Genomic DNA, 25,051 nt, shown 5'->3' on the forward strand with positions numbered 1-25,051 from the left:
TTTCAATATACTGGTGTAAATTTACTAAAAGCAATACAACTTTGTGTTAAGATGCCATAATTTATTCTAAAAGAAATGGTGTTTTTAAATTCTTGCTGCATGCATAAAAAAAACTAGGTTTTGTGTGTGCTTACTTGTATTTTAGACAGGCATTTATCTGGTTTTTAGTTTTTAAAAGTTAAATTTGTTAGCTGGATCCAATAGGCAAACAATTTTTGTTTTAGAATTGTATTTGGATTCTAAATTTACAACCACAAACTCCCAAATCATGAACATAAAGATTTTGCATACTGCAGATTGGCATATTGGCAAACAATTATTAAAAACGGATTTTGCAAAAGATATGGATCTTTTTTTGGATTGGTTGTTGGATTGCATCCAGCAAAACAACATAACGATACTACTGATGTCTGGAGATTTGTTTGATCAAGCAAATCCATCGCAGGCAGCCATGGCACAATATTATGGTTTTTTGAAACGGTTATTGCCCTTAAATTGCAAAATAGTCCTAACGGGAGGCAATCATGATTCTCCACAAGTTCTGAATGCACCCAAAGAGTTGTTAGAAATTCTAGACATAAAGGTAGTAGGAGGAGTTCCAGAAAATCTAGCAGATTTGTTTTTAGAAGTTAGCCTCGGAAATCAAAAAGTAGTTCTTGCAGCAGTGCCTTTTTTGCGAGACAAAGACATCCGAAATGCAGCGCCAGGAGAATCTTATGAAGATAAAGTAGCATTAACTAAAGATGGTATAGCCAACTATTTTGCCAAGGTCACTACGCATTATAACACATATTACAATAAAATTCCCTTTGTGGTTATGGCACATTTGTATGCACAAGGGGCGTCCGTATCGGATAGTGAACGCGAAATACAAATAGGAAATCAAGCTGGTGTTGCCGCTAGTGTTTTTGGCGAAGAACCGCATTATGTAGCATTAGGCCATATACACCGACCACAAATGGTTGGCAAACCGAATATTAGGTACAGTGGCTCCCCAATTGCACTTAGTTTTAGTGAAAAAAAGGATATAAAAGAAGTAGTTATTTTAGAACTAATTGAAGATAATTTTACAATCAATACCCTAGCGGTACCCAAATTCAGAAAATTAGTTAGTCTCAAGGGTACTATAGAGGAGGTCACCCAAAAAATAGCCAGCTACAGCACCGACTCCGTACTTACGGATCTTGCAGAGCTAATTATTGAAGAAGAAACCGAAAATATTGCACACATAAAAGCCCTAGAGGATTTATTGACCTCAGAGCCCAATGATGAATTACAAATTCTAAAAGGCAGTATTACATTTAAGAATACCGTTTTGGGCACCTCTAAACTGCTTTCTAAAGGAGAAGCCATTAACGATTTTTTGCCAGTACAATTATTCGAAAAAAGAATACAACAAGACCAATCCATAGAAGATGCCACAGAGTTGGTAGCCGCCTTTAAAGAAATTTTAGAAACACTGCACACCACAGATACCTCAGAATAACCAGTCTTACTCTTACTTAGATATGAAAATTTGTAAAATAAAATTCAAAAACATTCACGCGCTTAAAGGCGAACATTCTATTGATTTTGAAAACGGAATCTTGGCACAAGCAGGACTTTTTGTAATAACGGGAGCTACCGGAACAGGTAAATCTACCTTGTTAGACATCATTACTTTGGCCCTATATAACCGAATTCCGAGAATTGACAAACCCATCACAGAGAACGTTATAGAACAAGAAGGTGTGGTGTTGACCAAAAATGCAGCAGATTGTTATGCAGAGGTAGAATACCAAGTGAAAGGCACTCGGTATATTTCCTCATGGTCTATCCGTAGGACCAGAACTGGCTCTTTGGACAAAAGAAAACAAGAGTTGGTGGATGGCGCTACAGGTGCTATTTTGGTTTCTGGAGTGCAAGAAGTGGTGGTTGCAAATGAACGTATTATAGGTCTAAATTACAACCAATTTGTACAATCGATGATCTTAGCACAAGGGCAATTTTCAAAATTGTTATTGGCCAAAAAAGACGAACGGAACACGCTTTTGGAGGAAATTACAGGTTCTTCTATTTACAGAAAAATAGGAAAGCTGGTATTTCAAAAGTTTAGAGCCATCGAAGAGGCAGTTAAAATACAAACCATCAAAATGGGGGAGACCGTTTTGTTAACACCCCAAAACGTAAACGAAATTCAGCACGATATTTTGCTTCAAAAACCCCTGCTTTTGGCTAAAGAAACCCAAAAAGAACACTACGAAGCCAAAAAAATAATCAAAGAGAACCATATTAAAAACAAACGCTTACAAGCCGAAAACGCAATGGCATGGGCTTTGTTTTTAAAAGAAAAAGAGCTTTTTTTGCCCCAGCAAGAACAACTACAAGCCCATGAGGGTGTAGTGGAATACAAGGATCAAATGCTCGCCATTGAAACAGCAGAAAAAACCTGCCAGGCCATTTCTGAAAAAATTGCTTCCACAAAAGAGAAATTAGTTGCCAACCAAAAAGACAAATCCGACTTACTTTTGAGGGCTACTGCATTGGTTAAAACAGAAGTTTCTGAACAAAATTTAGAACAAGTGGTTACGGCTTTTAGAGCCAAAGTTACAGCCTTAAAGGCAGACGAAACAGATACATTAAACCAAACCAAACAACAACTCGGACGCATTGAAGACAAGCTATCTGAGGCAAATAAACTAGGTCTATCTCTTGTAAAAAACGAAACCCTAGAGGCACAAATACAAGACAATTTAGAGCGAGTAGAGGCGCAAATTAAAGCCAAAGCAATAGATACCATTATTGCCGTAAAAGATAAAAAAGAACAACTAAACAAACAGCTCTTGCCCGCTAGCCAGTTGCTAGGAGACCGAAGGTTGTTTGACGAAAAAAAGAAAGCAATACACGAGTTGCAGCTCAAAATCCTACAGCAAAAAACACAAATAGACCACCTATCGGTAAGCTTAAAAAAACAACAAGAAGAACGTAACGACTTGTTGCCTGCCGTAGAACAAGGCCAAAAAGAGTTAGAGCATTGGCAACAACGAAAAAGTTTAGACCAGCACCGTTTGGAACTAAAAGACGGAGAAGCTTGCCCGCTTTGTGGCTCAGAAACACATCCTTTGGTAACCGAAATTGCAGAAAAGGTAGTTTCTACTTTATACCAAAAACAACAGGCTTTGGTCCACCAGTTAGAGGCTCTAAACAAAAGCCTTTTGGAAAACGAAATACAATGCCAAGCATTACAAAAGACCCATGCAACCAATATCCAAGAGTTACAAAACAGCCTTGCCGAGTTTCAGGTTTTAGAAACCAAAATTGCTCATTTGTGCCAACAACTACAGTGGACTACTGCAGATACTCTTGAAATTTGGGAAACCAAAGCATTTGCTTTACAACACGAGTTGGCTGCTTTGGATCAATTAGAAAACCACATTCAGTCCCGAAACCTTCTCAAGGACATGCAACTACTCTTTTTAGAATATACCCGTCTAAAAACAAAGTACACCCAAGCAAAAGAGGCCTTAAAAAGTGTTTATGACAAAAATGACAGCGATCAAGAGACCAATAGCTTACTTAATGCCTTTATATGGTGTCGTTCTACTTTAAAAAACTTAGCAGAACAAGTGGCAGACTACCAAAAGTCTATGGCAGAAATACAGCATCAAAAAGAACAAATTGTAGCCACTTTGATGCCCGAGTTACAACAAAAAGGCATGGCTAGTTTGTCGGAATTAAAAGCCAAAATTCTAGAAGAAAAAACAGCCAATCACTTGCGTACCCAATGGCAAGCTTTACACCAAAATCAAATTAGACTGCAAACCAACAAAGAAAAAATTGAGCAAGATCTTGCCGCAGATGCAAAATTAGAAGATCCTACTATAACCCTAGAAGAAATCGGGTTAGAATTGCCTAAAATAAGCCAAGAAATTTTGCTTTTGCAAAAGCAAATCTGGAACCAAGAACAGCGCCTTTTGATTGACCACCAGAACAAAGAAAAACTACAAGAAAGTCAGTTAGTACTGGATGCTTTAGAGAAAGATTTGTTGCTTTGGTCCAAAATGAATTTACTTATTGGGGATGCAACGGGCAAAAAGTTTTCTAATTTTGTACAAGATTTGACCCTAAAACAGTTGTTAGAATACGGAAACCAAAGACTTATAGGTTTCTCAGACCGATATTTATTGGATACCACAAATGACACCGATGGATTAAAAGTAATTGACACCTATATGGGCAACACAAAACGATCCGTAAGCTCTTTATCTGGGGGCGAAACCTTCAAATTAAGTCTCGCATTGGCTTTTGGGTTATCGGATTTAGCAGCCCAAAATGTAGCCATAGAGTCTTTGTTTATTGACGAAGGTTTTGGCTCTCTAGACCCAGAATCTTTAGATCAAGCCATTAGTATTCTTGAAAACATGCAAAATGAGAGTAATAAATCGATAGGAATTATTTCGCACGTTGGAGAATTAAAAGAACGTATTGGTGCCAAAATAAAACTAGTACGTACCGGAGCGGGTTACAGCACCATTGAAATCGAGTAGCTAAATGACCTTAGGGTTCTTGGTAGGATTGGTATATTTATAAGTGGGGTCTAATCAACAATACCTAAAAATTTTAAATGTTTTACTTGATGATACAATAAGGCAGCTTGGATGCATTTTTTTACTTCGTTTACGGGTATTTTTTGATCTACAGAAAACAGTATGGCTCGTTCTCCTTGGTACTTAAATTGTTGGCCAAAAACCATTCTAAAAGTTGTAACTAAACTGCTATTGCATTGAAAATAAAGAGCATATTGGTCCGGACTATGTTTTTTCCAGTCCATTCTTAAGGTGCTGCCTTGTTTGGTAATAAAACTAGGTTCTCCCCATTTTAAGGTTTCTTCTAGAGTAGTGATTTTGGGGGTTTCTGTAGCGGTTTCTATAATTAAATCTCTCAAAAAACACATTTTTTCTCGTATAGTATCTGGATAACTTGCAAATACAGCGGCTACTTTTGGATGGGTATTTAGAGTCATTGTTTTATTTTTAGACGATCAAATATATTGTTTATTTAGATAAAAAACTTATTTATAGCCAAATACAGTTCCGAAAAATGGTGTTATCAGCGTGTTTGAGGATGTTTATAAATGGTTAATTAGCGGTATGATTTTAAATAAACGCGCTTATTTTAGATCCAAAAAGCGGCAACCAATGTGGTTATAATAAGTAATAACACCCCTGGTAATACTATTTTTTTTAGTGCTTTGTGTGCCGTAAACAGAACCACAGTAGCTTTTACAACCGTATTAGAAACCGCTGCCAGTGTAATGGCTCGGACGGCAACACTAGGTTCTAGACTACCGGATTGCTGACTCATTTCGGCCATAGAAAGCGTAATTGCATCTACATCCGTAAATCCTGCAGCTATAGCAGATAGATAAATACCTTGGTCTCCAAAATTAATCTGAGCTATATTTGCAATCACAATTACTGCGGCATAAAGCCCTCCAAAAATAAGGGATCTTTTTAAAGAAAAAGGGGCTTGTATCTCTGCATCCTCGTTCTGGGTTTGGTTCTGGGCTTGTTTTGGTCTAATAAACCAACAATAAGCCGCTCCTGTGCTAGCTGCTACAGTCATGGGGATCCATAGACTGCTAACCAAGGCATAATTAATAATAGCCACTTCTATAATTATCCGAAGAAACATCGTAATCCAAGCAACAAGTATTGCTATTGCAAAAGATCTAGAGAGAGCTGCTTGATTTTTACTTCGAGAAGAATACGATAGGGTTACTGCCGTGCTCGAAATTAAACCGCCCAAAAAACCCGTTAAAACAATCGCTTTATTTTTTTTAATGTTTTTGTTTAAAAAGTAGCCCACAATACCTATGGCACTTACCAGTAATACCATTAACCAGATATTTCGTAAAATTAAAACATCAAATGGAGCAGCTAAACTAGGTTGGTCAGGGAGTATTGGTAAAATAATAGCCGTCATTAATCCAAATTTAGCCAAACTTACAATTTCTAGTTGGGTGAACATTTTACTAAATTGGTGTAGTTCTGTTTTTAAAGACAATAAAAACAAAACTACAATGCCTAATGCCGCAGCTAATTCTAATTGGCTATAATAGCACAAAGCACCAATGAGTACCGTAAGCAGTGCAGAAACTTCTGTTGTTAACCCAAGATCTCCATTTTTGACGGTTCCTAAATAGGCAACAACCAAAAAAGCTCCTACAATGGCAATGGGTAGTACAAAACCCCATGGCGAATCCATCAAATCTCCTAACATGGCAGCCGTACAACCAGTTAGTGCAAGAAGAGGAAAAGTACGGATGCCTCCAAAAAGAGCATGTTCTAAATCTCCAGACATTTTAAATTGTCGTTCTAAACCAATTAACAAGCCAATGGCGAGTGCAAATCCAAAATGAAAAAATAGTTCAGTCATAGGTAATTTAGATTGATAAGTTTAAAAAAGGATTCAGCATAAAACAATAGCTATATTGCTTATTTATGTAAAAAAAATAAAAGGTTATAATAGTAATTATTTAATCAAAAATAGCAACAACTCTTGCTGGTGCAGCCGAAGCACCAACTATTTTTAACGGGAAAACAGCAATTTTAAAACCTTCATACGGAAGCTTGTCTAGATTAACCAGTTGCTCCATGTGGCAGTATTCTTTGTTTTTGCCTATTAAATGGGCTTCCCAAAATAATTCTGGATTAGCAGTTTCTTTCGCCTTTTTAAGCATATATGGTAGCGGTAAGTCCCAACCCCAAGAATCAATTCCCATTACTTTTATTCCTTTATCAATGATCCACTCGGTTGCTGCAGCGCTCATACCGGTACCTATTTTATGAAAATTTTTTGTTCCATTATATTTGTCTCGACCTGTTTTAATAAGTACAATCATCCCTGGTTTAATATCGAGTTGTTTTTCTTCTAAGAATATCTCGATATCTGTAATTGTTATAGGATCAAAATCTGCTTTATGTTTCATGTCAATAACTAGTCCTTCGCCAAAGCACCATTCTAAAGGAATTTCATCAATTGTTTTAGATTTTTGGCCATTTGTTGTTGGTGAATAATGCCAAGGAGCATCAATATGTGTAGTAGAATGTACTCCCATTTTTTGAATGGTATCATCAGCCCAGCCCACAAAATCTTTAGGGAATAGATGGAATGGCAATCCTAATAACCGAATAAGCCATTTTGATTTTTGATGTGGTTTGTGTTTTATTTTAACTTTCATAAACCAAGGGTCTGATTTATTGTATTGAATAGGCTTAGATAAATCTATAATTTTCATGGATTCTTTAGAATTACTTGTATGATGGCAAAAATACAATAAAATGCCGAAATCGCTATAGCAATTCTTGGAAGGCTAATGTTGTAGTCTTTATGGAATACCCAAGAATACTTAAGATTTTTTTTTGAAACACGAGCGTTCTATTCTTAAAGAATTTAAAACATAAAAAAAGAACACCAGCCTTTTTTAGACTGGTGTTCTTTACTTTCCAAAATAAAGGATTATTGGACTAACTCGGATTGGTTTCTAAAAACTAGTTTGCCATCAAAGGCATCTAATAGAATAATGCTATCGGTGGTTATTTTGCCAGCCAAAATTTCTTTGGACAATTGGTTTAATACCTCGCGTTGTATTACTCGTTTTACTGGTCGCGCTCCAAATTGTGGATCATATCCTTTTTCGGACAAATGGGCAATGGCATCTGGAGTAGCATCCATAGTAATGCCTTGTAATGCCAGCATTTTAGTCACAGATTTGAGTTGTAGCCCCACAATTTTAGTGATATTTGCTGTGGTCAATGGAGTAAACATCACAATTTCATCAATACGGTTTATAAATTCAGGACGTACCGTTTGTTTCAAAAGACCCAATACTTCTGCCTTAGCAGCTTCTGTGGTGTCTTCCATACTTGCTTTTAGATTTTCAAATTTGTCTTGTATAATCTGGCTTCCTATATTGGAAGTCATGATGATGATGGTGTTTTTAAAATCTGCCAAACGCCCTTTATTATCCGTTAGGCGGCCTTCATCCAGTACTTGTAGCAAAATATTAAAGGTGTCTGGATGGGCTTTTTCAATCTCGTCTAACAAAATTACCGAATAGGGTTTTCTGCGTACGGCTTCGGTTAATTGTCCGCCTTCATCATAGCCAACATATCCTGGAGGCGCACCTACTAATCTGCTCACACTATGACGTTCTTGATATTCACTCATATCAATGCGGGTCATGGCATTTTCATCGTCAAAAAGATATTCTGCTAAGGCTTTGGCAAGTTCGGTTTTACCCACACCAGTGGTTCCTAAAAACAAGAATGTTCCAACTGGTTTGCGCATGTCTTGTAGACCGGCTCGGCTACGGCGTACGGCATCACTTACGGCTTCGATAGCTTCTTCTTGCCCCACTACGCGTTGGTGTAGCTCTTGTTCTAGATGCAATAGTTTTTCACGTTCGCCTTGCAGCATTTTCATCACCGGAATTCCGGTCCATTTTGCTACTACCTCTGCGATATCTTCTCGCGTAACTTCTTCTTTGATTAAAGCGCTTCCGTCTGCTTGATTTTCAATTAATTCTTGGTGCAAAATAGCCAAACGTTCTTGAGCTTCTTTGATTTTTCCGTATCGGATTTCTGCAACTTTTCCGTAGTCGCCCTCACGTTCGGCGCGTTCGGCTTCGTATTTATAATCTTCAATCTCGGTTTTGATGGCCTGTACACGATCCACTACCTCTTTCTCGGATTTCCACTTGGTGTAAATAGTATTGCGGTCCTCTTTTAAATTGGCCAGTTCCATTCCAAGCACTTTGAGTTTGCTTTCGTCTTTTTCGCGCTTGATGGCTTCAATCTCAATTTCGAGTTGCATTACTTTCCGATCCAAAACATCCAATTCTTCTGGTTTAGAATTGATCTCCATTCGGATTTTTGAAGCCGCTTCGTCCATCAAATCAATAGCTTTGTCCGGAAGAAAACGATTGGTTATATAGCGTTGCGATAACTCTACGGCAGCAATAATTGCTTCGTCTTTTATTTGTACTTGATGGTGTGTTTCGTATTTTTCTTTGATACCTCTTAGGATAGAAATGGCACTTTCGGTATCTGGTTCTTCAATGATTATTTTCTGAAAACGGCGTTCTAAGGCTTTGTCTTTTTCAAAATATTTTTGGTATTCATCCAAGGTGGTGGCACCAATGGCTCTTAATTCTCCACGAGCTAAGGCTGGCTTTAAAATATTAGCGGCATCCATTGCTCCTTCGCCACCACCAGCTCCTACAAGGGTATGGATTTCATCTATAAAAAGCACAATATCTCCCTGTGCTGCAGTTACCTCTTTTACTACTGCTTTTAAACGTTCTTCAAACTCCCCTTTGTATTTAGCACCTGCAATTAGCGCTCCCATATCTAGGGAGAATACTATTTTGTTTTTTAAATTATCAGGCACATCCCCATCTACAATTCGGTGTGCTAAACCTTCCGCAATGGCCGTTTTACCTACCCCTGGTTCTCCTACAAGCATGGGGTTGTTTTTGGTTCTACGGGTTAGTATTTGCAATACCCTACGGATTTCTTCGTCTCTACCAATTACGGGATCTAATTTTCCGGATTGGGCTAATTCGTTGAGGTTTTTGGCATATTTATTTAAAGAGTTGTAGGTTTCTTCTGCAGAGGCAGAGGTTACTCTTTCTCCTTTTCGTAGTTCATCAATGGCTGCATTTAAATCTTTTTCTGTTACGCCTTGGTCTTTTAAAATTTGTGCCACTTTACTCTTGGATGCAAAAATTGCCAAGATCAAGTGTTCTATAGACACGTATTCGTCGTTTCTTTTTTTGGCCAGAATTTCGGCTTCGTTTAAGGTAGAGTTGGTTGTCCGAGAGAGCATAATTTCGGCACCCGAAACTTTCGGGAAACTCGCAATAGTGCTATCTAATACTTGGATAAATAAGGGCACGTTTACGTTTAATTTTTTTAAAACAAATGGCGTGACATTTTCATCTACTTCAAATAAGGCTTTAAAAAGGTGTTCGTTCTCAATTTGCTGCTGACCATATCCTTGGGCTAATTGCTGTGCTTGTTGGATGGCTTCCTGAGATTTAGTGGTAAATTTATTTATGTTCATGTTTTTTACTTTTTTTATAGTTAAATAATTAGTGTAATTGATAACTTTGTAAACAGATCAGCAATTTATATTCCATAGTAAAAGTAAAGACAAAATGGCTTGTAAAAGATGATTTTTATCATATAAACCAGTCAAAATGACTGAAATACAGACAAATTATGCAATTTTTAAAAAATATTTTTGGAAGTTCTGAAGACCCAAATGCTTCTGAGCTTAAAATGGATTGGGAGCCATTAAATCACATGGACCAATTAAATGCCATTAAAACAGTGTCTATGGAAAAACCGGTGCTTATATTCAAACACAGTACCCGATGCAGTGTGAGCCGTATGGCTTTAAAGCAATTTGAAAGAGAATTTGATTTTCCGCAGAGAGTAACGCCTTATTTTTTAGACTTACTTGCTTTTCGCGAAATTTCGGATGCTATTGTTACTGGTTTTGGAGTACAACACCAATCCCCACAACTCATTTTAATTAAAGAGGGCAAGGCAATTTATGATGCTTCACATAGTGCTATTGTTGCTGCCGATTTAAAAACGAAACTGTAAAGTAAATAAGTAAATTAGGTTTTAAAACCAAAAAACGAGTGCCTTTTAGAAGCACTCGTTTTTTATGGGTATGATTTACCAATACAGACTATTTTTTTTGTTTTTTGGTTGTCTTCTTTTGTGCAACCACTTTATTTGGTTGTTGGTACAGTTCTATTTCTTTTTTGGCGAGTCGTTGTTGTAGCCATTGGTTCAGTTTGTCTCTATTTTCGTCTTTTAAGGCAACTTTACTTTTGTACACAACTATCGGAAGGATACGGATGCTATCGGTATTTTCATTGAAAGTGTGGTTAGATACTGCAAGGTTTTCTATCTCTGGAAACAAAATTTGAATCTCCGCTAGTAAGCCAGCATTGTCATACCGATCTGCTGCAATTTGTTTTTTTAGATTTAAGATAGTAACATCTTTTTCACTCAATACCGATTTGTTGTATTTTATTTCATTCAAAATAGAGCTTTTAAGATCTGTAGTGTCTTGAATTACAACTAGTTTTGTGTTTGTAACCGCGTATTGTTTTAATTTTGAGTTATAGTTTTTTATTTGTGCTTCCGAAAACTTGGTGCTCAAAAAACCTAATTCCAATTTTTTTGGATTTTCATTAAATTTTGTCTTTTTGTATAAGATTGCAATCCCTTTATCCGAAAATTCTTTTTCAATAAATACGTCTATTTGGTGTTGGTAATTTTTTTGTTCAAATAATTGATAGGCAAAATAAATACTCGGTAGAATCAAAATAGTTATTAAGCTGGTGATGATATACCGTACTTTTTTTTCACTACGTTCGTCTAATTGTTTTTTCTTAGGATATTTTAAATAGGTTACTATAAAAAAAGTAGAAATACAAATAAATACACAGTTGATAGAGTAGAGGTATATTGCGCCAAAGAAAAATTTCATGCTCCCTATGGCCAATCCGTAGCCTGCTGTACAAAGTGGAGGCATAAGAGCTGTAGCAATAGCTACTCCTGGAATTGGATTGCCTTTTTCTACTCTAGTTATGGCTATTGCGCCTACTACTCCTCCCGAAAAGGCAATTAGAATATCATAAATATTGGGAGCCGTTCTGGATAGTAATTCGGGTTGGGTTTCTTTAAAAGGGCTAATAAAAAAATAGATAGCCGACACAAGTAACCCAACCAAGGTAGCAACCAAAAGATTTTTTAAGGATCTTTTGAGTAAGTCAAAATCAAAAATACCCAATCCAAAACCAGCACCAATAATTGGACCCATTAAGGGAGATATTAGCATGGCACCAATAATCACAGCTGCTGAATTTACATTCAGACCTATAGACGCAATTACTATCGCACAAGCCAAAATCCAGAGATTGGAACCTCTAAAAGAGATGTTTGCTTTTACATTTTCTAATACTTTGTATTTATCATCTTCTCCTTTGTTTAAGTTGATGTAATCCAGTAGTTTATCAATTAATATTTTCATTTTTTAAAGTGCTTTTCAAGAACATAAAACCTAGTAAACCTGCGATTAGCGATGAGGCTAAAATTGCAAATTTAGCATTATTTATGATAGTTTGATCCTCAAAAGCAAGTAAGGTAATAAATATAGACATCGTGAAGCCTATTCCTCCTAAAAATCCTACACTGGCAATTGTTTTCCAGGTTAGATCAGCGGGTAATTTGCATATTCCGGCTTTAACTGCCAAGAAACTACAGAAAAAGATTCCTAAGGGTTTTCCTACTATCAATCCTAAGGCTATACCAATATTGTAGTGTTGGGATAGGGTTTCGCCAATGTTAGAGTTGATAACTATGGCGGTATTTGCTAGTGCAAAAAGCGGTAAGATAAAAAAACCAACGGGCTTGTGTAAGGCTCTTTCTAATGCCGAGAATATAGAATCTCTTTCGCCATTGCAAAAAGGGATAGTGAATGCTAATAAAACCCCCGTAATGGTAGCGTGTATACCAGAGTGTAGCATAAACCACCACATAATTACTCCACCGAGTAAGTAAAGAGTCAAACTCCTAACTTTCATTCTATTTAGGATTAATAAACCAACAAATACAGCTAGGGCTAGAATTAGATTGAGCCATACAATGGTTTTGGTATAAAAAATGGCAATTACAAGTATGGCACCCAAATCATCAATAACGGCCAAGGCAGTTAAAAATATTTTTAGCGATAGTGGCACCCGGTTTCCTAACAAAGATAGTATCCCTAAGGCAAAAGCAATATCTGTAGCCATAGGAACTCCTGCTCCTGCTTGTGCAGCGGTACCATAATTTAAGAGTAAGTACAATCCTGCCGGAATAAACATTCCTCCTAAGGCAGCAAATATGGGTAGTAGCGCATCTTTAAAATTAGATAGCTCGCCATTGTTTATTTCTCGTTTTAATTCTAATCCAATCAGCAAGAAAAACACCGTCATGAAGCCGTCATTAATCCAATATTCTAAACTTTGGCCGCCAATTTTAATGTGCCAAGTATGTAAATATTGTGTAGCAAATAACGAATTTGCCATAATTAAGGAGATCAAAGTACACGCAATTAAGATTAGTCCAGTGGCTTTTTCGTTGTCAAAAAATTCTTTGAATAAGTCTCCGTTGTAAATTTTTTTAATGGTCTTCTTTACTTTTCTTTTCATGTAATTATCTTTTGTCCCTTTTTGGTATAAATACGATCCTCTTATGGGATCTCTCACGGGCTTTATTAGTCAATTTACAAAAATAAGTAAATAGTTGTCAAATAGACGTTGCCCTAGTGTAAATATTAACCAAAAATTAGCTTTTGAATAAATAAATCGCAGTGGTTCTTGGGTTTTATTGCACAAACGTCACTATTTTTTAAACACAAATTTCACTATATTTTTCGGGTACGGATTGTAGGTACCGATAGATTATTTTTTGGAGTGGTTCTGGATACAAATTAGTCTTAAGTACGGTCTTATTTTAGAAAAAGAGCAACATGCAACCCGCTTTGTTTGCCATTGTAAAAAGGAGTAATTTTGCCATACTTGGGCACGAATTAAGTAGTGACGTGTTGCAAATGTGACACGGCTGGTAAACAATTTGATCAGAAGAGCTGTTTTTATAATTTTCAATGTGTATTTTTGAGTACTTAAAAACAACAACCCGAAAGAGATTGTCTATGAAAATTGTAATATCGCCTGCTAAATCTTTGAATTTAGATAGAGACTTGCCTACCGAGGTATTCACTAAACCATTATTTTTGGATGAAGCTACACGTATCCAGAAAGAGTTAAAACAAAAAACGCCCAAAGAACTAGCTAATTTGATGCATATTTCGGATAAATTGGCAGATTTAAACTGGCAGCGCAACCAAGAGTGGAAAACACCCTTTACCATTGAAAATGCACGCCCAGCAATATTTACCTTTGATGGAGATGTGTACACTGGATTGGATCCTTATAGCTTGGTTACAGACAAAATAGAGTTGCTCCAAGGGCAATTGCGCATCCTGTCGGGATTGTACGGAATTTTGAAACCACTAGATTTAATGCAAGCCTATCGTTTAGAAATGGGAACAAAACTAGCGGTTAATGGCGCAACTAATTTGTATGAATTCTGGAAAAAATCCATTACGGAAAGCTTAAATTCAGAATTAGAAGCAGGAGAGCTTTTTGTAAACCTGGCCAGTAAAGAATATTTTTCGGCGGTAGATACTAAAACATTAAAAGTGCCTGTAATTACTCCAGATTTTAAAGAATATAAAGATGGTAAACTAAAAATTATAAGTTTTTATGCCAAAAAAGCCCGTGGCAGCATGGTGCGTTATATTATAGACACAAATGCCAAAACAATTGCAGATCTACAAGGGTTTAATTATGATGGATACCAATTTGATGCTACAATATCTAAAGGAAATCAGTTGGTTTTTACAAGATAAACAGTACGATTGTTAGTTTTTTTACTGTGGCATTATTTTTAGCAATACTACCAATACAATGCTTAGAGGAAATTTACATTTAGGCTTTTTTTAACCTAGAAGTAATCAGATTTTGTAAGTTTATAATTGTGCTTGAACCCAAAAAACACCCCCAAATAAAATTCCTAAAAGCGTTAAGGGATTACTTTTTAAATCATTAAGAGTGCTTTTATGGTTTGTTGTATGTGTTGGGTGAGATCCTGTACGATGTATTGGTCATAGGCTTCTTCGGAGTCTAAATGCAACAGCGTTTTAAAATACTCTTTGTTCATATGAAAATGAAAAAAAGTTCCTAAAATGGTAGGCGTAAGCAGTGGTATGGCAATGTCTTTTTTAAAAATACCTTCTTCTTGGCCTATTAGCACGATAGCCTCTAGGGCATTAAAATTGCTTTTTCGGAGGGCTGTAAAAGCGTCAATATCCAGATCCCTTTTTTTGGTGGCCACCTCAAAGTGCAAGATTCTATAAATACCTTTGTTGGCATTAATCTGGTGGATATAAATTTCAATTAGTTTGTTTATTTTTTCTTTAGAAGAAATATTTTGGAGCAATAAAGCATCAATCATGGCTTTTAAATCTTTAGTTCTAAATAAAACCAAAGATTCTAACAAGCCTTCTTTAGACCCAAAATAATACGATACCATAGCCACATTAATCTTTGCTTCTTTGGCAATGGTTCTAATTGGCGTGCCATCAAATCCTTTTTCGGCAAACAGGCTTTCGGCTACTTCTAAAATTTGAATCTGTTTGCTATTAAATTCGGTAGTAAATGGCATAATAATATTTTTTTGAAACAAAGTTAAAACAACGGTTAATTTAAACAATTATTTTAATTTCTTTAACATTTCTTTAACATTTATTTAATAATGTATTTCTGAAACCTAATTGGAGGTCTGTGACCCACAAAAGTTGCTTTGTATCTTATTTGTAAAAAAAGAAATTGGAATGCTGTTTTAATTTTTATAAAATAATGAACGTTCATTCTTTTTTTTGTAGTATCTTTGTATCCTAAAAAATACAACATGACTAAAAACAAAATTTTATTTTGGACTATAATAAAAGCAATTATGGCAATTTTTATGCTATATGGCGGCATACAGCACTTTGTTGCTACGGCATTTTATTGGCCTTTTGTTCCTGGATTTTTGCCTTTTAAAATGGCTATAATTTATATTTCAGGATTCCTAGAAATAGCAGTAGGGATCTTGTTGTTATTTAAAAAATCACAAGGCGTAGCAGCAATGGCATTGTTGGTTTTGATGCTTGTTTTTTTGCCCATACATATTTGGGATGTCTTCTCAGAGACTCCAGCCATAGGCAGCACACAGGCAGCTTTGGTACGCTTGCCAGTACAACTACTTTTTATAGCAATAAGCTGGAAATTAAAGAAAATTTATTTTACCTAAACCCCAATTATGGCATTGCTCCAAAAAAGTAAAGACAAACGCAGCGCACTCCTAAAGGCAACCTTAGCATTAGTTAATAATGGCGGTATCCAGAGCGCCTCTATGGCAAAGGTAGCCAAAATGGCTTGTGTCTCGCCGGCTACAATCTATCTGTATTTTGATAGCAAACAAGATTTGGTAAACCAATTGTATTTGAGTGTAAAAAGTGCATTTGCAGAAGCAGCTTTTGCAGCATATAATAAAGACGAAAGAGTCAAACAAAATTTTGAAAAAATATGGCATGCCATGGCTTGCTATAAATCCAGTTATACAGAAGAAGCCTCGTTTTTATCCCAATGTGACAACACTCCAATGATTGATGAGTCCACCAGACAAGAGGGCTTAGTACACTTTAAACCTCTCTTTGATTTGTGGGAGCAAGGCAAGAAAGAGGGCATAATAAAGGATGTTTCGCCGTATTTGTTATACGCTTACAGTATTTATCCTATTGCTTTTTTGGTCAACATGCAAGTTAGAGGCAACTGCTCCCTAAATAGTGCAGTAATAAAACAAGCTTTTGAGGCTGCTTGGGATAGTATTGGAGTTGTTGGTGGTGGCGTAAGGGATTTTAAATAAAGAAATTAAGTATCAAAATAAATTAAAATTAACCCGTAAATATAAAACATGGAATTATTAGATAAATTAAAATGGCGCTATGCTGCCAAAGCAATGAATGGACAACAAGTAGCCCAAGAAGATCTAGATAAAATTCTGGAAGCAGCCATTTTGGCCCCAACCTCTAGTGGTTTACAGCCATTTGAGATCCTGGTGGTTACCAATCCAGAACTTAAAGAAAAAATTAGAGCCATTGGCTGGAACCAATCTGTGATTACCGATTGTTCTCATTTACTGGTGTTTGCCGCCTGGGATACCTATACAGCAGAACGCATCAATACCATGTTTGACCTTACCAATACCGTGCGTGGTTTTAAAAACGAAGGTTGGGAAAACTACCGTCAAATGCTCTTGAATATGTACCCACAAAGAGATCCAGAGGTTAACTTTCAGCACGCAGCAAGACAAGCCTATATTGCCTTTTCGCAAGCCATCACAGCAGCGGCATTTTTGGGTGTAGATAGCACACCAATAGAAGGATTTGATCCAGAGGCTTTAGACGAAATTTTAAATTTAAAGCAAAAAGGACTCCGTAGCTGTGTTATATTGCCACTTGGATACCGAGATGCAGAGAAAGACTGGCTAGTAAATTTAGTAAAAGTTAGAAAAAGCAAGGAAGATCTAGTAACCTTTATCCAATAAAGAGAACAGTACTCTCCAGCAAGTAACCACGAAAGCCTTTCATTTTTATATTGAAGGGCTTTCGTTATTTTTAGAAATAAATAGCTAAAAACACACATCTGTAACTAGTTGTAATATAGTGATTTATGTTTTTACTATTCAAATTGTGAATATCTATTGGATCCATAAGGTATTTTAGTTGCTTTAAAATCTATCTTTGCGCTCCTTAAAAAAAAGAAATAGATATGAGCACAACTTGGTACGAATGCAAAGTAAAATATAGAAAAACAGACGATAGTGGCGTACAAAAGGTTACCACAGAACCCTATTTAATAGATGCCTTATCGTATACCGAAGCCGAGAGCAGAATTAACGAAGAAATGGCAGCCTATATCAGTGAAGAATTTAAGATAACCAACATAAAGGTGGCTAATTTTGCCGAAATTCATCCTTTTGAAAATGCCGATAGATGGTTTAAATCTAAGGTTTCCTTGATTGCTTATGATGAAGAAAGTGGAAAAGAACGCAAAACCAACCTGTATTTATTAATTCAGGCTAACGATGTGAAAGAAGCGTATGATAACACCGTTCATGTCATGAAAAACACCATGGGAGATTACAGCATTCCGGCAATTACAGAGTCGCCTATTTTGGATGTATTTCCTTATTTTTCTGGCGAAGAAGGAGAGTTAGAACAACTAGAAAAATTCAATGCCCTAAAAGCATCTAAGCCAGATATACTTGCCACTACTCAAGACCCAATAGAACCAGAAACTAATCCGGAATAAGGAGTATAAAGATTCCAACAATATAAAATAAGTTACCTAAAATAAAAGGTTGTAAAGTCCGTCATTTTCGGATTTTACAACCTTTTTAGATAAAATCAGTTTTTTTTAAATGGTTGCAACAAAATTTGAAAACACCTTTTTATGACGTTCTAAATCCATATTAGCAGACAAAGATACGCGTACAATATAGTCTTTGTCATCTTCTTTTGTGGTTCCTTGCGTAGAAGTGGCAGGGATGGTCCAGTAACATCCTTTTAGTTGGCCATAGCTTACGCAAAATTTACTCTCGTTAGGGATTTCTTGGATCATTAGATTAATTAATTGCAAGTTCAAGTCCCTTTTATAGTTTTCTTTTTCTTGGGCAGTAGCTCCTTTTGTCGGAAGATCTAAAGAGAAAACCGAAGGCGTAAACCCTTGTTGGGCTAATTCTTCCGAAACAAAATTAATCTTTGCTTCTGGCAACGCAGTTTGAATAAAAGTCACAAAATCTCGAGTATTCGCGTATGCAGCCGCAATCCTTTGATTCATTGAAGGCAATTGTTTGGCTAGTATTTGGTACTGAAGTTCCGTAGCTTCATTATCACAAAGTGCCAAATGAAGTGCAATTTTTTGCATGAATCCATCGGTTTGTTCGTTACCCACACAATAGCCAGCAGTACATTGTCCGCCACTAGGAAACTTGGACCCGCTAGCAAAAGATATCGTTTGTACTGAGGTCAGCAACCCATCTGGTGCCAAAAATGGTACATTAGGGCAAAACGTTTGATCCAATATAAACACTGGAGCAACAGCAATACTACCCGATTCAGTATGGCGTTCTTGGCTCAAAACGGTTTTTAGTTCTATCAGATCCGGAACTTCGACTCTTGGATTTGTTGGAATTTCGGCAATTATATACGGGATAGCATCTTCTAGGGCTATTTGTGTTAAAACCCTAGCAATACTCTGCACCATGTTATTGGCACCATCTACTAGTAGGTCTACTATTTCTACATTGGGCAAGGTTGCAGCAACACGCCTTGCTTGGTCATTGGTCCCGCCATAGCAATTGGGAGGAACAATGATTTTTATTTTTTTGTGGTTGTGGTTTTGCACGGCATCATGTATCAAACCCATTAAAATGGCATATTGTATAGACAATCCACTAGAGGCTACTAATGGTTTTGTAGTGGTATGGGTAATCTCTTGGATGCAATTTAAAACTATTTCTTGGTCTTGTTGTAAGGTACTTTTGGGTATAGAAATACGTTGTCCCACAAGAGATTGTAAAGCAATCAGACAGTTTTGGGGTGTCATTGCAATACTCTCTCGCCTTCTAACATGTTGTATTGCAGCAATGTAATCTTGGTTTTGTGCGCCATTAACAATTAAAACACTACCTAACGGGGCTTGCAGGCTGATAAAAAAATCTACTCCAGCAGCAATGGCGTTAGGTTCAAAAGGGGCTTGCTCTGAAATAAAAATAGTACTACCATCAAATGCAGGAATTGGGTCTTGTGGTGCTATTTTTTTTATGTCAAAGCAATAACCATAGATGTTTTTAATTAGCTCTTGGTCCAAAAAATCTGGCAGTTTGTTGGTGTAGACCAGCTGTGTTTTTTTGTGATCGAATACATTTTTTCTTAAAACAGCCAAAATAGGAATGGTTAAGGAAGAAAAACTGATAACGTTTTCGGCTGGTATATGGTGTATTTTGGCAATCGCCCATTCTAAAACGCAAGACAAAGGATGCCCCAACCGGATGTAGTCATAGGCGGTTGGAAGTTGTTGAAGTGCTGTGGTTAGATCCTTTGGTGGGTTATTGAATAGGGTTGTAAACTGGGTCAAAAATTGCGTTTTGGCTTGGTTTTCATTGTAAATATCCAGTCTATGGGTAGTTAAGTCTAGCCATGGAGTGGGCATGTTGTTTATTACTTCGGTTATATACTGTAGCATTTTGGTGTCTTTCATAATCGTACCTTTAGATAAGTTTGCAATTTACGTAATTAGATTTATTTAGAAAGACAGTAAGGGCTTTTATCTCCTAATTAGATTGCTTTTTTGGCGAACTAAAAAAGACATCAAAAGAGCGGATAGAAAACCGAAATTTAAAACCAATAGGAGTGGTTATCAGAGAGCTTGCTTTAACTAAACAATGCCCAAAGTAGTGCTTTGGGCATTGTTGAATAACTTAAAAAAATGCGTTGTAAAATAGAAATTTAAAAACGCGTTATACGGATATATACGAACCTAGCTTAAACTTAGGAAATAATAAAAAAAGCTTAAAAAGCCTTTATTCCACGTACTATGTTGGTATTTGATTTGTAGGTTTTAAATGCATGTGCATCATTAAAATAAAAAAAGTAAGCATTACTATCGCTAGCCTCTGTACTACTCCAATAATAAGCTGTATTTGATAATAAAGTGTTCCCTCCATTAAATAACGCTCTATTCACATACAAACGATTGTAGTATAGCTTACCTAACTCATCAATACTAGGCAGGTACCACCCTTTTCCTAATGAAGCAATGTAGGTTGCAGCGGGACTATTTGTCATTAAATTAGTGTTATAAACACCATCCCAGCTTCTAGTTGCATTAGTCACAGTTTCGATAGTCTGCCAAGTAGCAGTACTCTCTGTTAGAGAAACTATAAGACCATGTTCTAGGCCATCACTACCGCGGTGTAAATCATAAATAATACCACCATTAAATGCTTCTCCAAGATAATGTGTAAAGCCTCCTACATTGCTATTTGCACTAAATAAGGCATAAGGGACACTTAATAATTGGCTAGTACCGGATATATTGTAACTAGTTCCGCCAACGGGGTCTGTTTCTGTTTTAATAAAATAAGGACCTGCTGCCCAATTTATGCCTGCAAAAGTTCCTGTTACTGGTGTTCCAGCCCCAATTTCTAAACTAACTAAACCGTTTATATTGGTGTTGGTTGTTTGGGTTTCGGTATATATTGCTGTGCCTGTCGCCGAGCCTTGTAGTACGCTTATTCGCATTCCTACTGAAGTGGATGTAATCAACTCGTTACTGCTATTGCGTAAAACGGCTTGGTAACTCATTTTTTTAGGAGCTTGCGCAAACATGCTTGCCGTTACTAGTATTCCTGCCAATAGTGTGTAAAATTTCTTCATGTTTTTATTTTTTAATAATTTTAAAGGTTTTTGTTTCTTGGTTATTGTTGTTTACTTTTAAAAAGTAGATACCCTTAGGCAAGTGTTCTAAATTTATTTTCTCGGAGTTGCTAGCTATTTTTCTGTTTTCGATTAGTTTTCCTACGGAGCTGTAAAGTTGTAACTGTAAGGTTGTAAGTTCTAATTTTCCAGTATTGAGAATTAAATAATCTGCCGTTGGGTTAGGATAAGCTGCTAGCTCTAAATCAATAAAATGATGATTATCTAAACCCAATACAACAGCTATTTCATAAGGTTGTTGTACTCCTTGTGCTATTGAGCCTGCTGTGTCGGTATTGGTAGTATATACAATTTGCCCTACGGAATAAGAAGCTGTACCTCCGCTACCCAAGGCATTGTTACCGGTTGCATTTGTGGTCTGTTGTGCTTGCATTGTTAACCCAATACCTAACAGCAAAACACTCCATCGTACTTTTTTTTGTTTCATTTTTTTGTAGTCTAAATTAATTTTAATAAATTTTTATAACACGAAAATACAAATTAAAAAGATAATTTAACAAATTAGATAAAGGCTTTAGTGTTTTTTACCGAACTAAAAAAGACATTAAAATACCGCAAATGTACAGGATAGCTGCTCTATTATGGCGGCTTTAGTTTGTACGTTTGCGGTAAAATGTGTTTTTATAAAAAAATCTAATTAGCGGATTTCTTTTATAAAATCTGCTATTTTATGGGTGCCGTTCTGGGTTAAATGTTGGATAAAGGCACTCCCAATAATGGCGCCTTGGGCGTATTGTGTAGCCTGCTGAAAGGTTTCTTTATTATTAATACCAAAACCAACTATTTGAGGGTTTTTTAACTCCATGTTGGCAATTTTTTTGAAATAAGTTTCTTGGGTTGTACCAAATCCAGATTCAGATCCTGTAACGCTGGCAGAACTCACCATGTAGATAAATCCGTCGGATACGCTATCAATAAAACCAATACGCTCGGCGCTGGTTTGTGGGGTTATCAAAAACACATTGATTAGGCCGTGTTTTTCAAAAATGGTTTTGTAGTGTTCTGCATATACATCCACTGGAAGATCTGGGATGATCAATCCATCAATACCTATTTCTTGGCATTTTTTGCAAAAAGCATCTACTCCGTATTGTAGCACGGGATTGAAATAGCCCATGATAATTAGCGGAATTTGTACGCTTTCGCGAATGGTACGCAGTTGATCAAAAAGCACTTGTGTGGTCATGCCGTTGTGTAGGGCTTGGGTAGAGCTGGCTTGAATGGTTGGACCATCTGCTAGAGGATCACTAAATGGCAATCCGATTTCGATTAGGTCTACGCCGCTTTTTTCTAAATCCTGAATGATTTGTACGGTATCGTTTAAATTGGGGTATCCTGCCGAAAAATAGATGGATAGTATTTTTTTTCCTTCTTGTAATTTTTTAGTTATTCTGTTCATGAGTACGGGTATTTTGGTTGCTGTAATTTTGGGGTCTATTTATAGTTTTGCTATATATACCCAAATAGTTTGGTTGGGCGCTAGGGCTACTTGGGTGCGTTTATAAAATTTTCCTTCGTAGGTGTCTGCCAATTGTAATTCGGATAGGCTCAGGCTATAGATCATACCACTAACGCTGTCTTGGGGGTTTTGGCTTGGCTCAATAATGGGGTAGGGTTCCATTCCAAATTCTTCTTCAATTTTGATTTCTTTAAGGATATAGCCTTGTAGGGTTTCGGGGGTTCCGGTTAGGGTTCTGCCAAAAATTTTTTCTTGGACGTCTATGTCTTTTAAAGTTCCGTAAGCGAATAATTTTTCCATGCTTTTTGTTTTTTTTTGAATTTAAATGGAATACCTCATCTGTAGTGTTTGCTTTGCGTTAGGGATGGTAGCGGCATCCTTTTTGTCCCTTTTTGGAGGGACAAAAAGATATAGCGTACAGCCCGACCCTTTTGTCCTGATTTTTTTCAGGACAATGGGTAACGCGCTACTCTAAATGCTGCGCCAAGGGATGTGTTATAGTTTGAAATAATCAATGTAGGTGTTTAGGTCTTTGTCGCCGCGGCCCGAGAGGTTGATCACTACAATGTCGTCTTTTTTGAATTTCATTTTGTCTAGTACGGCAAAGGCATGGGCGCTTTCTATGGCTGGAATTAGGCCTTCGAGTTTGGATAATTTTAAGCCCCAATCCATGGCTTCTGCGTCTGTGATGGATATAAACTGGGCTCTTCCGGTGGCGTACAAATTGGCGTGCATCGGGCCTACTCCGGGGTAGTCTAGGCCTGCGGATATGGAGTAGGGTTCTGTAATTTGTCCGTCTGTGGTTTGCATTAGTAGGGTTTTGCTTCCGTGGATTACGCCTACTTTTCCTAGGGCGGAGGTGGCGGCACTCTCTCCGGAGTCTACGCCTAAACCAGCGGCTTCGACGGCAATGATGTTCACGTCTGTTTGGTCCAGAAAATGGTAATAGGCTCCTGCGGCATTGCTTCCGCCTCCTACGCATGCAATTACGTAATCGGGGTTTTTTTGGCCTTCTTTTTCGAGTAATTGTTCTTGGATTTCTTTGGATATTACGGATTGAAAACGCGCTACCATATCTGGGTACGGATGTGGCCCGACTACGGATCCGATGATGTAGTAGGTGTCTACGGGGTTGTTGATCCAATCTCTAATGGCCTCGTTGGTGGCGTCTTTTAGGGTTTTGGAGCCCGAAAGTGCCGGACGTACTTCTGCTCCTAACATTTTCATGCGTGCTACATTGGGTGCTTGACGTTGGATGTCTACCTCGCCCATGTAGACGATGCATTCTAGACCCATTAGGGCACAAACGGTTGCGGTTGCTACGCCGTGTTGTCCGGCTCCGGTTTCGGCAATGATGCGTTTTTTGCCCAAACGTTTGGCTAGTAAAATTTGCCCTATGGTGTTGTTGACTTTGTGTGCACCGGTGTGGCACAAATCTTCTCTTTTGAGATATATTTTGGTTTGGTATTGTGCGGATAGACGTTCTGCAAAATACAAGGGAGTAGGCCGTCCTACGTAGTCTTTTAGGAGGGCATCAAATTCTGCTTGAAATTCAGGTTCGGCGGTTATTTTTAGATAATTATGACGCAATTCTTCTACATTTGGATATAACATTTCTGGAATGTAGGCTCCTCCAAATTCGCCGTAATAGCCTTTTTCGTTTACGTTGTATGACATCTTGTTTTATTTTTTGTGGTTGGTATGTTGGTAGGTGTTTAGGGTGTTTATTGCCTCTAAGCACCTGGATTTGTTTTTTAATGCGGGTTCTGTTTCAAATTTGCTGTTAACGTCTATGGCGTAAACGGGCAATTTGGTTTTTAAAATTTTAGAAACAGCATCCATTTGGTCAAGACCGATGCCGCCACTTAGAAAGAAGGGTTTGGTGGAGGGATAGTTCTCTAGCATTTTCCAGTCAAAGCTGGTTCCGTTGCCCCCGGGCAATTTGCCTTTGGTATCAAAAAGGAAATAGTCACAGAGGGGTTCAAAGGGTTTGAGTGCGTTAAAATCAAAGGTTTCTAATACAGAAAATACTTTGATTATTTGGATATTTTTTGGTAGGGTTTTTTGTAATTCAGTACAATAAGCCACGGATTCGTTGCCATGTAATTGCACGGCTTGCAAATGGTATTGGTTTACTTTTTGGAGAATGTTTGGTATGGTTTCTTGAACAAAAACGCCTGTTTTTTGGATGCTTTTGGGCAATTCAGGCAGCACTCCATCAAAATACCGTGCTGATTTTTCCCAAAATATAAATCCCATATAATCGGGTTGGAGTGCCGCTATTTCAAGAATGTTTTCCGGGTATTTCATGCCACAGATTTTTATCTTCACGGTAGTGGGTTTTTTTGCTGGGGTGCAGTGGGTATCTTGGGTTGG

22 protein-coding genes are annotated in these 25,051 nt (G+C 37.2%); 8 read left to right on the forward strand and 14 right to left on the reverse strand.

The annotated features are described in order from the left end of the window. Positions 1-268 precede the first annotated feature (268 nt). Together sbcD and LB076_RS07880 are read left to right on the forward strand one after the other, a co-directional pair. Positions 269-1,486, forward strand: coding sequence for an exonuclease subunit SbcD (gene sbcD / locus LB076_RS07875; protein WP_078055238.1), 1,218 nt, complete (start codon positions 269-271; stop codon positions 1,484-1,486). Between the two features lie 22 nt (positions 1,487-1,508). Then, positions 1,509-4,526 carry an SbcC/MukB-like Walker B domain-containing protein gene (locus LB076_RS07880; protein ID WP_066331746.1) on the forward strand — a complete coding sequence of 1,006 codons (3,018 nt, stop codon included), beginning with the start codon at positions 1,509-1,511 and terminating at the stop codon, positions 4,524-4,526. 50 nt (positions 4,527-4,576) lie between these two features. Here the strand turns inward: LB076_RS07880 and LB076_RS07885 are convergent, their stop codons facing one another. The 4 genes from LB076_RS07885 to clpB form a co-directional block, all read right to left on the reverse strand. Beyond that, positions 4,577-5,002 carry a DUF1801 domain-containing protein gene (locus tag LB076_RS07885; protein ID WP_066331743.1) on the reverse strand — a complete coding sequence of 142 codons (426 nt, stop codon included), beginning with the start codon at positions 5,000-5,002 and terminating at the stop codon, positions 4,577-4,579. A gap of 152 nt (positions 5,003-5,154) precedes the next feature. Continuing rightward, positions 5,155-6,417, reverse strand: a complete 1,263-nt coding sequence (locus LB076_RS07890) for an MgtC/SapB family protein (protein ID WP_066331742.1) — start codon at positions 6,415-6,417, stop codon at positions 5,155-5,157. Positions 6,418-6,517: 100 nt separating this feature from the next. Further along, positions 6,518-7,279 (reverse strand): cyclase family protein, encoded by a 762-nt coding sequence (locus LB076_RS07895; RefSeq protein ID WP_066331740.1) that lies wholly within the window; start codon positions 7,277-7,279, stop codon positions 6,518-6,520. A gap of 221 nt (positions 7,280-7,500) precedes the next feature. Beyond that, positions 7,501-10,107, reverse strand: a complete 2,607-nt coding sequence (gene clpB / locus LB076_RS07900) for an ATP-dependent chaperone ClpB (protein WP_066331739.1) — start codon at positions 10,105-10,107, stop codon at positions 7,501-7,503. Between the two features lie 158 nt (positions 10,108-10,265). On the opposite strand from clpB, the gene ytxJ reads away from it, so the two are divergent. Beyond that, a complete protein-coding gene (gene ytxJ, locus LB076_RS07905) occupies positions 10,266-10,655 on the forward strand; it encodes a bacillithiol system redox-active protein YtxJ (RefSeq protein ID WP_066331737.1) in 390 nt (129 codons plus the stop codon). Between the two features lie 88 nt (positions 10,656-10,743). On the opposite strand, the gene LB076_RS07910 is transcribed toward ytxJ, so the two are convergent. Beyond that, on the reverse strand, positions 10,744-12,096 hold the full coding sequence (locus tag LB076_RS07910; RefSeq protein WP_176699265.1) for a TIGR00341 family protein: 1,353 nt from the start codon (positions 12,094-12,096) through the stop codon (positions 10,744-10,746). Beyond that, entirely contained in the window at positions 12,080-13,258 is a 1,179-nt protein-coding gene (gene nhaA / locus LB076_RS07915) for a Na+/H+ antiporter NhaA (RefSeq protein WP_066331814.1), read from the reverse strand. The genes LB076_RS07910 and nhaA overlap by 17 nt, the downstream gene beginning before the upstream one ends. A gap of 503 nt (positions 13,259-13,761) precedes the next feature. Between nhaA and yaaA the strand changes: the two genes are divergently transcribed. After that, complete coding sequence (gene yaaA, locus LB076_RS07920; RefSeq protein ID WP_066331735.1) at positions 13,762-14,520, forward strand: peroxide stress protein YaaA; 759 nt, start codon at positions 13,762-13,764, stop codon at positions 14,518-14,520. A 188-nt stretch (positions 14,521-14,708) separates the two neighbouring features. Here yaaA and LB076_RS07925 read toward each other — a convergent pair whose 3' ends face one another. After that, a complete protein-coding gene (locus tag LB076_RS07925; protein ID WP_066331732.1) occupies positions 14,709-15,335 on the reverse strand; it encodes a TetR family transcriptional regulator in 627 nt (208 codons plus the stop codon). 246 nt (positions 15,336-15,581) lie between these two features. Here LB076_RS07925 and LB076_RS07930 point away from each other — a divergent pair, with 246 nt between their 5' ends. The 4 genes from LB076_RS07930 (at position 15,582) to LB076_RS07945 (ending at position 18,028) form a co-directional block, all read left to right on the forward strand. Beyond that, on the forward strand, positions 15,582-15,965 hold the full coding sequence (locus LB076_RS07930) for a DoxX family protein (RefSeq protein ID WP_066331731.1): 384 nt from the start codon (positions 15,582-15,584) through the stop codon (positions 15,963-15,965). A gap of 9 nt (positions 15,966-15,974) precedes the next feature. Then, positions 15,975-16,580: a TetR/AcrR family transcriptional regulator gene (locus LB076_RS07935; protein ID WP_066331730.1), complete on the forward strand. Its 606-nt coding sequence runs from the start codon at positions 15,975-15,977 to the stop codon at positions 16,578-16,580. A gap of 48 nt (positions 16,581-16,628) precedes the next feature. Further along, positions 16,629-17,261, forward strand: a complete 633-nt coding sequence (locus LB076_RS07940; protein WP_066331729.1) for an NAD(P)H-dependent oxidoreductase — start codon at positions 16,629-16,631, stop codon at positions 17,259-17,261. 224 nt (positions 17,262-17,485) lie between these two features. Further along, positions 17,486-18,028 carry a DUF4494 domain-containing protein gene (locus LB076_RS07945; RefSeq protein WP_066331727.1) on the forward strand — a complete coding sequence of 181 codons (543 nt, stop codon included), beginning with the start codon at positions 17,486-17,488 and terminating at the stop codon, positions 18,026-18,028. 105 nt (positions 18,029-18,133) lie between these two features. Here the strand turns inward: LB076_RS07945 and LB076_RS07950 are convergent, their stop codons facing one another. From LB076_RS07950 to LB076_RS07980, 7 genes are all read right to left on the reverse strand, one after another. Next, positions 18,134-19,978, reverse strand: a complete 1,845-nt coding sequence (locus LB076_RS07950; RefSeq protein ID WP_066331722.1) for a PLP-dependent aminotransferase family protein — start codon at positions 19,976-19,978, stop codon at positions 18,134-18,136. Positions 19,979-20,289: 311 nt separating this feature from the next. Further along, positions 20,290-21,156: an Lcl C-terminal domain-containing protein gene (locus tag LB076_RS14065; protein ID WP_066331719.1), complete on the reverse strand. Its 867-nt coding sequence runs from the start codon at positions 21,154-21,156 to the stop codon at positions 20,290-20,292. A 4-nt stretch (positions 21,157-21,160) separates the two neighbouring features. Continuing rightward, a complete protein-coding gene (locus LB076_RS07960) occupies positions 21,161-21,643 on the reverse strand; it encodes a T9SS type A sorting domain-containing protein (protein ID WP_066331717.1) in 483 nt (160 codons plus the stop codon). Positions 21,644-21,853: 210 nt separating this feature from the next. Beyond that, positions 21,854-22,615 (reverse strand): tryptophan synthase subunit alpha, encoded by a 762-nt coding sequence (gene trpA, locus LB076_RS07965; RefSeq protein ID WP_066331716.1) that lies wholly within the window; start codon positions 22,613-22,615, stop codon positions 21,854-21,856. A 39-nt stretch (positions 22,616-22,654) separates the two neighbouring features. After that, entirely contained in the window at positions 22,655-22,975 is a 321-nt protein-coding gene (locus LB076_RS07970) for a gamma-glutamylcyclotransferase family protein (protein ID WP_066331715.1), read from the reverse strand. 195 nt (positions 22,976-23,170) lie between these two features. After that, positions 23,171-24,352 carry a tryptophan synthase subunit beta gene (gene trpB / locus LB076_RS07975; protein ID WP_066331714.1) on the reverse strand — a complete coding sequence of 394 codons (1,182 nt, stop codon included), beginning with the start codon at positions 24,350-24,352 and terminating at the stop codon, positions 23,171-23,173. Positions 24,353-24,358: 6 nt separating this feature from the next. After that, on the reverse strand, positions 24,359-25,006 hold the full coding sequence (locus LB076_RS07980; protein ID WP_486599206.1) for a phosphoribosylanthranilate isomerase: 648 nt from the start codon (positions 25,004-25,006) through the stop codon (positions 24,359-24,361). Positions 25,007-25,051: the final 45 nt, after the last annotated feature.

It is taken from the genome of Flavobacterium crassostreae (assembly GCF_001831475.1).
In the GTDB taxonomy this organism is placed as follows: domain Bacteria; phylum Bacteroidota; class Bacteroidia; order Flavobacteriales; family Flavobacteriaceae; genus Flavobacterium; species Flavobacterium crassostreae.

Excerpts from the sequence above, each read along its gene's own strand:
- LB076_RS07940 (WP_066331729.1), top strand. The coding sequence starts at position 16,629 with ATGGAATTATTAGATAAATTAAAATGGCGCTATGCTGCCAAAGCAATG.
- LB076_RS07885 (WP_066331743.1), bottom strand. The coding sequence starts at position 5,002 with ATGACTCTAAATACCCATCCAAAAGTAGCCGCTGTATTTGCAAGTTAT.
- LB076_RS14065 (WP_066331719.1), bottom strand. The coding sequence starts at position 21,156 with ATGAAGAAATTTTACACACTATTGGCAGGAATACTAGTAACGGCAAGC.
- LB076_RS07910 (WP_176699265.1), bottom strand. The coding sequence starts at position 12,096 with ATGAAAATATTAATTGATAAACTACTGGATTACATCAACTTAAACAAA.
- trpA (WP_066331716.1), bottom strand. The coding sequence starts at position 22,615 with ATGAACAGAATAACTAAAAAATTACAAGAAGGAAAAAAAATACTATCC.
- LB076_RS07935 (WP_066331730.1), top strand. The coding sequence starts at position 15,975 with ATGGCATTGCTCCAAAAAAGTAAAGACAAACGCAGCGCACTCCTAAAG.
- nhaA (WP_066331814.1), bottom strand. The coding sequence starts at position 13,258 with ATGAAAAGAAAAGTAAAGAAGACCATTAAAAAAATTTACAACGGAGAC.
- LB076_RS07925 (WP_066331732.1), bottom strand. The coding sequence starts at position 15,335 with ATGCCATTTACTACCGAATTTAATAGCAAACAGATTCAAATTTTAGAA.
- LB076_RS07950 (WP_066331722.1), bottom strand. The coding sequence starts at position 19,978 with ATGAAAGACACCAAAATGCTACAGTATATAACCGAAGTAATAAACAAC.
- LB076_RS07890 (WP_066331742.1), bottom strand. The coding sequence starts at position 6,417 with ATGACTGAACTATTTTTTCATTTTGGATTTGCACTCGCCATTGGCTTG.
- LB076_RS07895 (WP_066331740.1), bottom strand. The coding sequence starts at position 7,279 with ATGAAAATTATAGATTTATCTAAGCCTATTCAATACAATAAATCAGAC.
- LB076_RS07960 (WP_066331717.1), bottom strand. The coding sequence starts at position 21,643 with ATGAAACAAAAAAAAGTACGATGGAGTGTTTTGCTGTTAGGTATTGGG.
- sbcD (WP_078055238.1), top strand. The coding sequence starts at position 269 with ATGAACATAAAGATTTTGCATACTGCAGATTGGCATATTGGCAAACAA.
- ytxJ (WP_066331737.1), top strand. The coding sequence starts at position 10,266 with ATGCAATTTTTAAAAAATATTTTTGGAAGTTCTGAAGACCCAAATGCT.
- LB076_RS07945 (WP_066331727.1), top strand. The coding sequence starts at position 17,486 with ATGAGCACAACTTGGTACGAATGCAAAGTAAAATATAGAAAAACAGAC.
- LB076_RS07880 (WP_066331746.1), top strand. The coding sequence starts at position 1,509 with ATGAAAATTTGTAAAATAAAATTCAAAAACATTCACGCGCTTAAAGGC.
- clpB (WP_066331739.1), bottom strand. The coding sequence starts at position 10,107 with ATGAACATAAATAAATTTACCACTAAATCTCAGGAAGCCATCCAACAA.
- yaaA (WP_066331735.1), top strand. The coding sequence starts at position 13,762 with ATGAAAATTGTAATATCGCCTGCTAAATCTTTGAATTTAGATAGAGAC.
- LB076_RS07970 (WP_066331715.1), bottom strand. The coding sequence starts at position 22,975 with ATGGAAAAATTATTCGCTTACGGAACTTTAAAAGACATAGACGTCCAA.
- trpB (WP_066331714.1), bottom strand. The coding sequence starts at position 24,352 with ATGTCATACAACGTAAACGAAAAAGGCTATTACGGCGAATTTGGAGGA.
- LB076_RS07930 (WP_066331731.1), top strand. The coding sequence starts at position 15,582 with ATGACTAAAAACAAAATTTTATTTTGGACTATAATAAAAGCAATTATG.